Source organism: bacterium (assembly GCA_040755795.1).
GTDB lineage: Bacteria > UBA9089 > CG2-30-40-21 > CG2-30-40-21 > SBAY01 > JBFLXS01.
This window is the reverse complement of the sequence record JBFLXS010000185.1, coordinates 1-7,472: the sequence shown is the minus strand read 5'-3', so window position 1 is coordinate 7,472 and position 7,472 is coordinate 1. Positions and strand designations below refer to the sequence as shown.

The window sequence follows — 7,472 nt, the reverse complement described above, 5'->3', positions numbered from 1 at the left end:
AAGGAATTGAATAAAACAATAAACCTTTGTGTTCTTTGTGGCTTTGTGTGAGAAAATAAAAAGGAGATATTTTAGGGTCAAACCGTGAATGAGGAATGCACAATAATTCGGTGAGGCAGAGGAAAAGACAGCGAATCAAAGTTTTTGTCTAACCCTGCGTTGCAGTTGACGGCGGGGGACTGTGCCGTGGTCAAAGTTTTGTGGTCTCTCAAAGTTTTATCTTGCTATCAAACTTTTGTGGTAATTCTCCCCGCCGCACCTGAACTTGATCGTTAGACATAAAGAGGAAAAAGATGATCAAAACTGTTATTTTCATCTTACTGGGTCTTTTAATCGGTACTCTTCTTTTCGTGGGAAGAAGACTTTTTGATGATACGCATGTTACGAAAGCGATCATTTTAAAACCATACAATGAAGTATGGGCTTGGCTTTCTGAACCAAACAACTATGCTAAGCTATATCCTAAATGGGTTTCAAAAATAGAGCGTCTTGAAAGAGACAAATATCTGATTACTTCGCCTCATATGTCCAAGACTTACAAAATAAGGCGCGTACTGAATGAGGAAGGCGGATCAATAGATATAGAAATCAATCTTCCAAACACATCCGAACCCGAAATATCCCGAACCCGAATTATGGATATTGGAAAAAATCGAACTGCTGTTATTCATCTGGGCTCCAAATGGTCAGGGTTTAACGCTTTTCTATGGTTATTATACACATTCAATGTTGATAGTGACTTTCACAATGCAAAGAAAGTGATTGAGTCTAGTTAATTTATGTCTAACAAATCGCTGCACCTGACCGCCAACAGTGTGCGGTTTTTCAAAGTTCTATGCCCTATCAAAATTTGGTGGTTTTTCAAAGTTTTGTGCCCGTAGTGTTGGCGGCAGGTGAGCTCAATCGTTAGGTTTATTGAGAAAATCGACATAAGTGATAGCCGGTTGAGCGAAAAAAGACCACATCAAATCAAAGTAGGAGAAAAACAGAATGCCAACAATTTCAATGTTTTATGGAATTCTTATTCGGATGTTCTTTCGAGATATCGAGAAACATAAAGAGCCACATATCCATGCTGATTACCAAGGGAAAGTTGCAGTGTACTCAATTTCTGACGGATCACTGTTGGCTGGTGAACTACCACCGAATAAACACAAACTGGTCGTTGCATGGATTGAGATTCATCAAGAAGATTTACTTGCTGACTGGAACTTAGCTGTAAGTGGTAAAACACCACTTCCCATCAAAGGACTTGATCAATGAGAATAATAGAAGTTTTTCCACAACCCAATTGGGTATTATCCATTGTTGCGGATGATGGTCGCATTGGCAATTTTGATATCACTCCCTATCTTGAATATGAGGCGTTTGAAGCCCTTCGAGATTACAGCAATTTTTTGAAGGTTTTCAATGGCGGATACTTTGTCGAATGGGATTGTGGTGCTGATTTGTCAGCGGATACCATTGAGGCACGATGGCAGGTAGTTGACAAAACAATCTTTTAGAGGAAAGAAAGATGGAACTTAATTTGTTAAAAGAAAGAGGCTGGCCATTTCAGCCACTTTGTCTTACCGAGATTATTTCTGAGGACATCCTTACAATAATCCAGACAGGGATTAGCCTTAAGCATAATATACCCCTATTTATCATAGAATTTAAAGATGGAAAGCCACGAGAGATTACTCCAATAGTTCAGCCACGAATGGAATTCTGTCAGAAATTCAGGGAAATAACCCTTCGTGATGGAAAAACAAAGCCAGGAGATGAAACCTGCAGGATTTGTGATTCCGATACTGCTGGGGAATTTATTAATAGAAAGAAAATGAAAGCCGAAGGATATCCCTGCCATTTAGGAATTGTTAAGGTAGTAGCCCCTATAGTCGTTGCCAATAAGCATGTAGCAGTGTTTTTTGGGGGACAAATACTCTATGAAGACAATAAATGGGCTATTGTTGAACATCTCAAGGAATGGGCATCTGGTAATCCTACTTTCAGAGAAGGTGAAGAAAAGTGCAAGGCAGAACTTTGTAAGCGTGTTGATATTACAAGGCTACCAACAGAGATACATGAGGAAACGATAGGGAAACTTAGTGATTATATCTCCAAAATGACTCCACATATCCCTGAAGATTTTAACCAGAGAAAACAATGGATGGAGAATTATATAACGATTATTAGTGATATGGCTAATACCATTCATCGTGAATTTAAGAAGGCAGAGGAGGAGGCATTTTTACACCGAATAGCCCTTATCTTTACCAGCCTGGAACCTACTGAGCTTGAAAGGATGGTCTCTTCTACCTTGAAGGAGATAAATGACTTTTTAAGGATACCCAAAAGTATATTATTTGCCAGTGATAAGGAAGAAGAAACTATTTTGCCTATCGTTGGAAAAGCAGGGTGTGATGAGATTGAGAATGTCCATTTAAACATAAAAAAGATGAAGGATGAATCTTCAGGTTTTAAAGGAGATGATGCAAGAAAAATGGAGGGGTTTACCCTGATAAGGGATGATGAGAAGAAATTAAAGATTGCCCTGGCATTAGGACCTTCTTCTTCAGGCTCAATGAAAGATATTGTGAGGGCTGAACGCCTATTTTTCAATAGCCTATTACAACTCCTTGCATCAGCTATAAGCAATATGTTGGAAGAGATTAAGTTACTTAAACAAGCTGATGAATTAAAAGAGCAAGACGCTGAATTAAAAAACAAATATAAGAATTTGCAAACCGCAACATCAGACCTTGCCCATGAATTTAAGACAGCCCTTCACCCCATTAGAACTGATGCAGGAATCTGGCTTTCTCGTTGTCAGAAAGGAACCTGTTCAAGTCTGGCTGAGAATTACTACAGAAATATCTCTAATGAGATAGAGAGACTATCAAATATGGTCAATATGTCGTTACAATCACTTGAGACAAAGACAGTTCCTGGACCCGTGAAGGAATATATTTCACTTTCCTCTATTATCCTTGCCTGCATTGAAGGGGTTAGGTCAATAGCAAAAGAGAAAAATATAAAGATTGATGTTTCTGATTCTATCAAAAAAATTCCCTCTACCATTATTGAAAAGGAAAGGATTATCCAGGCAATAAAGAATCTTCTTGATAATGCTGTTAAATATAGCTTTCCTGATAAAATAATCAAAATCTATTCAAGGGATACATCTGATGGAATCTCAGTTATCTTTACAAATTTTGGTATAGGGATTTTTCCTGATGAAATAGAGAGGGTATTTGAAAGGGGCTATCGGGGAAGGGCGGCAGAGAAAGATAGCCGTAGTTCAGGATTAGGGCTTTCTGAGGCACAAAAGATTATTCGTGAGCAAGGAGGGGGGGATATAACCATAGAGAGCTACTCAGGGGAGAGAGGCGTATATTCTAAAGAAGGAAAGGGCTATGTAACCAAAGTTACAGTCACCCTGCCAATTATAGATGCTTTGTCAATCAAAAAGGAGGAATGATATGGCTGAAATCTTATGGATTGAGGACCAACTTGAAAGGGGAATTAATCAGCAAATAGGGTTTATAAGGGAACAACATCCTGATTATTCCTTTACTGTTGCAGAGGATGATTTAAAAGCAACGAATTTGTTAAAGGAAAGAAGATTTGACCTGGTCATCTTAGACATCAGGATGAAACCTGTGGGAGGAGAAAGCATAGTTTCTTCTAACACACCACCACGCCAGGTGGGGATAAGGTTACTTGAGGCACTGAGAGAGGGAAGGATAGAGGGAGCAAAGACAGCCTCTGATGTGTCAGTGATTGTTCTTTCAGCTATCATTGATGAAAGTGATAAAAAGGCGATAATGTCAGTAACCCCCCCACCTTTATTTTATGTAGAAAAACCCGCAGACTTATTTGAATTTACCGAAGCTGTAGAAAGGAGTCTTGGAAAAAATGACAGAAAGAGAATTTGAACTGGATGATAATAAACGGATAGCAGATTTATTTGAGCGTTTTATTAGAGAATTCAGTAATGTGCCAAGGGGAAAAAGTGAACCAGGTGAGGTTCTAAAAACCTATCTTGAAGCAATGGGAAGGGTATTTAGGGTTCCTTGTATCATTCGGTTAAGGAAGAATGATGAAGGAGAGATTAGAGTAGTCTATCTTTGGAAGGAAGAAACAGTAGATATTAATATTAATGAAAACGACACATTAGAACAAAAAGGATTTGTTAACGATGTCTTTGAGAAATTTAAGGAAGAAGACTGCTATGTGGCTAAAAATGAAATTGACTCTAATGACCCATTATCTAAAAAAGGGATTACTTCTTGCTGTGCTATTTACTATCAATATCAAGATAAAAAAGAGATATTTCTTCTTTGCAATTGGTTAGTGTCTGAATGGGGGAGCCAGATTGAATCATACGAAGCAAAGCTTGGTATGATAATAATGGAACTTTTAGTGGCTGAGGTAAATGTTGAATGGTGTAGGGTTAATGAACAAAAGTATAGGAAAATGGTTGAAGATGCTCGAAAAGATGGTTCAAGGACAAGGCTTTATGTTGCCTGTAGAGAGTATATTAATTTTTGCGAAGAGCATGGTCTAAAGCAAGCGGATGATATTTTAAGCGATTATATAGAAACCACGATAAATATTTGGATTCTTCCTGCAAGACAACCTGAAGAGCAACCTGATGTATCGTTTAAAGAGATAAATGAGAGGCTACTATCTAAGTTAGATTCTCCTCCTTTAGAATTATTTAATTGTTTCCGAAAAAAGGATGAAGGGATTAAGGAAATGATATTTGAGGAATTCCTTGTGACAATCCTTTCCTTAAGCAGAGCACTGGCTATTCTTGGAAGAGAGTCTCCAAATTCAGATGATGCTAAACGATACTTAAAAAAAGCAAAAGAATTGTTTAAAAAAGGAAAAAAGTTGTATCCTCAAGATAAAAATCAGTCAGAGGAATTATGGAGCAATCCCAGGCTTTTATGCTTTCAGACTGTGTGGACACTTATTGCTTCCCAATGTGAGGTAATAAAGAGATTTTCTGTAACGAGTAAAAAAGTAAAAAAGGTAGAAAATCTATGTATCAAGATTGTTGAGTCAACAAGAGAATTTCTGTGGGAACTTCTGTCCTCTATTAGTGAAGACAATAAAAAGCTAAGTGATAAATATTCTCCTGAAGGTGGGATAAACATAGAGAGTTTGTGGCTAAAAGCGTGGTTTTGTGCCTATCTGCTCAAAAAAGATGTTTTAGATAAATTCCTTGCTGACTCATCCCGTAGTCCTTTAGCAAGACTTAGTTTTTGTTATAATCTAAGCATATTTATTCTCTACATCTTGCATAGGAGAAAAACATCAGAGGTTAATGCCCCTGTTGTTTTCTTTTATACTGCAGAGGGGGCTACTCTGTCATTCATTTATCTATTAACTGAATATGGGCATTCTTACTGCAAGATTCCACGCTCAATCCGCATTGGTAGTTATATGAGAAAACTTTGGGAGATGGAATCGGTTCTTTATCTCTCTCATTCATCCTATCGGGACCATATCTTCCATTCCTTTGATGTTTCATTGCTGGGTTTGCTTTTACTTCATACATATAATTCAAAGGGGATGCTTCTTGAAAAAATTCCAATGGAGAAAGAAACCCTGTTAGGAAGTTGGTTGATTGCTTCTCTGTTTCACGATATTGGCTATATCTTTTCCATCTATGACTCTGCTGAAAAGATTGGTGATTTTTTTGAAAATGAATCAATCAAAAAGAGCATTGGTATAATCAAAGAGGCTATAGAGAATGCAAAAAACTCTATTGGTGAGGTGGTGGAGAAGAATCTTAAAATGAGTATCAAGAAGGAAGATGGTCTTGACCATGGTCATCTGAGTGCTATTCATCTACAAGAACTGCTTGAATCTTCAAGTGTTAAGAGCACTCTGGTGGAGAGGTATCAATCAGCAATAGATGCAGTGTTAACCCATGGAGTTAAAGGAGAAGAAATTTCTTGTAAAAACTTTCCGCTCTCCTTTTTGCTTCTCCTTTGTGACCACTTACAGGACTGGGGAAGACCACGCTTAGACATTCATAAGTTTAGACGGAGTGTAGCCACCTATTTAGATTATCCTCAACCATTAGAGATAGATGCCTATCGCATTATGGCTTATTTATCACTTAATATCGCTATAGACAAAGATAAAGAGACTACTGAATTTGAATCAGAGGATTTTGAATTTACCCTTGTCTATAAATCCTCTAAGGCAGGAAACTTTGAACCAGTAATGCTCTGGATAGATACATTCTTTGACCTTCAAAGGGTTAAAGAGATGAACCTTTGGAAGAAGATTCAATTTAATATCATAATTCCTAAGTCTGAGTCAGAGATTCTTGAGATTGATTGGGCAAAGGATTTTGTAATAGAGGATAAGATTGGTGCTCGTTTAGCAACATGGCTTTCAGCGATTACTTCAAAGGGGTCTGTAACGAATGCAGAAGGATATGAGTGTTTCACTATGAAGATTGAGGAAGGCAAAGAAAGCGAGAAGATTGAGGATTTGCGTCCAAAAGGATTATATACTGATTATGTTAAATGGAAGAGGCAAAAAGAAGAACAAATGTCTTTGGGAGGAATAAGTTATCAAAGTAATAATGAGGAATAAGAGTCAAAATGGTAAGACACACAATTATTTCTGGGTTTGTGTGAGAAAGAGAAGAGAATTCGTAACCGTTTAGGTAGGTAGGTAGGCAGGTTATACAGAGTTAGGCAACAAAGAAGGGGTGGATAAGTTAAAGTAGGTAACTATTCAGGAGGGTAATATTCTGGGGCGTTGCCCCAGACCCCATTGGGGGAACGCAATTCCACAACGGGGGTTTGGGAGCAGTGCCCCCGGCAATTTTGGGGATACAATACTAAATTATTAAGAAAGGAAGTAAGCCAGAAAAAGACGGCGGAGTGAATCTTTTACTAACAAATCAATGAAGCGGATTCGCTTTGCTCACCGCTTATTTCAGTGTTAGGCACTTGAATCCGTCGCATAAATTATGATACAATTACAGCTGTTGCAGCAAAAAGGATGAAGGTTTCTCACAGCATTCCCACAGAGACGAATCAGAGAAAGTCAGATAGCGGTCAGCATCTACAGAGAAGCAGGGTATGTGGTCGAGGGGCCAAGAACCACAACCAAAACGAAGGATGAGAGACATACTACAACCGTAGATAGGAACTACACAGGAGAGCAAAATCTAATTAAGCAGAGGAGACCTTGAGTCTAGGGGATATTGCCTAACCCTGCGTTGCAGTTGACGGCGGGGGGCTGTGCCGTGGTCAGAGTTTTGTGGTCTCTCAATCTTTTATCTTGTTTACAAAGTTTAGTGGTAATCCTCCCCGCAGCAGGTGAGCTCTATCGTTAGGCTACTGAATTATTGAGGATATTATGAAAACAAGTATAGATTATCTTCCTGAGTATAAACGAGAGGAACTGGAGAATATCGTTGGAATCATTCGGGCAGCAGCAAAGGTAGAAATGAT

6 protein-coding genes are annotated in these 7,472 nt (G+C 38.3%); all 6 read left to right on the top strand.

Annotation, left to right across the window (positions count from 1 at the left end; genetic code table 11):
* Nucleotides 1-293: 293 nt before the first annotated feature.
* The 6 genes from AB1414_12080 (at nucleotide 294) to AB1414_12055 (ending at nucleotide 6,603) form a co-directional block, all read left to right on the top strand.
* The gene (locus tag AB1414_12080; protein MEW6608161.1) at nucleotides 294-776 is read left to right on the top strand and encodes a hypothetical protein; all 483 of its coding nucleotides are present in this window, start codon (nucleotides 294-296) and stop codon (nucleotides 774-776) included.
* 214 nt (nucleotides 777-990) lie between these two features.
* Complete coding sequence (locus AB1414_12075) at nucleotides 991-1,263, top strand: DUF4160 domain-containing protein (protein MEW6608160.1); 273 nt, start codon at nucleotides 991-993, stop codon at nucleotides 1,261-1,263.
* The gene (locus AB1414_12070; GenBank protein MEW6608159.1) at nucleotides 1,260-1,505 is read left to right on the top strand and encodes a DUF2442 domain-containing protein; all 246 of its coding nucleotides are present in this window, start codon (nucleotides 1,260-1,262) and stop codon (nucleotides 1,503-1,505) included. Before AB1414_12075 ends, AB1414_12070 begins: the two co-directional genes overlap by 4 nt.
* A gap of 11 nt (nucleotides 1,506-1,516) precedes the next feature.
* Complete coding sequence (locus AB1414_12065) at nucleotides 1,517-3,463, top strand: ATP-binding protein (protein ID MEW6608158.1); 1,947 nt, start codon at nucleotides 1,517-1,519, stop codon at nucleotides 3,461-3,463.
* A 1-nt stretch (nucleotide 3,464) separates the two neighbouring features.
* Nucleotides 3,465-3,920 (top strand): response regulator, encoded by a 456-nt coding sequence (locus AB1414_12060; protein MEW6608157.1) that lies wholly within the window; start codon nucleotides 3,465-3,467, stop codon nucleotides 3,918-3,920.
* A complete protein-coding gene (locus AB1414_12055; protein ID MEW6608156.1) occupies nucleotides 3,901-6,603 on the top strand; it encodes a hypothetical protein in 2,703 nt (900 codons plus the stop codon). The genes AB1414_12060 and AB1414_12055 overlap by 20 nt, the downstream gene beginning before the upstream one ends.
* Nucleotides 6,604-7,472: the final 869 nt, after the last annotated feature.